The sequence below is a fragment of the Mesorhizobium sp. M7A.F.Ca.US.005.03.2.1 genome (genome assembly GCF_003997795.1).
GTDB lineage: Bacteria > Pseudomonadota > Alphaproteobacteria > Rhizobiales > Rhizobiaceae > Mesorhizobium > Mesorhizobium ciceri.
The window spans coordinates 1-936 of sequence record NZ_RZRP01001376.1 but is presented as its reverse complement, the minus strand read 5'-3'; the positions used below and the strand labels follow the sequence as shown (position 1 = coordinate 936).

Annotated in this window: 1 protein-coding gene; it reads left to right on the top strand. The window is 61.5% G+C overall.

What is annotated here, in order from left to right; translation table 11 throughout:
• Positions 1–71: 71 nt before the first annotated feature.
• A partial coding sequence (locus EN991_RS37895) for an acyltransferase (protein WP_164769739.1) occupies positions 72–936 on the top strand: 865 nt, incomplete at its 3' end.

Below are 936 nucleotides of genomic sequence, written 5' to 3'. Positions count from 1 at the left end.
ATCTAGGCCTCTTAACCCGCTCAGCCGCGATCCGCTCTATGGTTTGCCGACCGTAGATGCGGGAAATGCGGATGAACACCAGACCTGCGGAACAAAATTACATTGCGACGCTGGACCTGCTCAGGCTGGTCGCGGCGATGGCTGTCGTGTTCTTCCACTATTTCTTTCGCGGCGCGGCTGCCGAGGGCATTCTGGCTGAGGGTTATCCGCTTGCGGCACCGTTCGCCCTCTACGGCTATCTCGGCGTCAATCTGTTCTTCCTGATCAGCGGTTTCGTCATTGCCTGGTCGGCGGAAAACCGCAGTTGGGACCAGTTTGCGGTCGCGCGGTTCGTTCGCCTCTATCCGGGCTTCCTGCTCTGCATGACGATCACCTTCGCGATTGTCTTCCTTGCCGGGTCGCCGCTGCTTTCGGCCTCTTTCGTTCAGTATGCCGCCAATCTGTCGATGTTCGCGCCGGCGTTCGGCCAGCCCTTCATGGACGGCGTCTACTGGTCGATCGTTCTTGAACTGGTGTTCTACGGCTGGGTGACGCTGGCGCTGCTCACCGGGCTGTTTCAGAAACGCAAGCTGGAGCTGATCTTGATCTGGCTGGCGATCTCGGCCTTGAACGAGTTCTTCATCGGCAGCGGTGCCGCCAGGCTGCTGTTCATCACCGAGTTTGGACCGTTCTTCGCCGCCGGCGTGCTGGTCCACCACCTGCATGCGCATGGCCGTTCACTGCCTGCAATGCTGCTGCTTGCCGCCGCGTTCCTGATCTCCTGCGGCACGCTGTCGGTGACGCAGCACTGGATGCTTGGCCACTACGGCATTGCCGTTTCGTCGGCCAATCTGGTCATCGCCAACGTCGTCATGCACGCGGCCTTGATCGGTGCGGTGCTGCTGCGCGGCCGTATCAGGGCGTCGGGGCTCACCCTGGCGCTGGGCGGGCTGACCT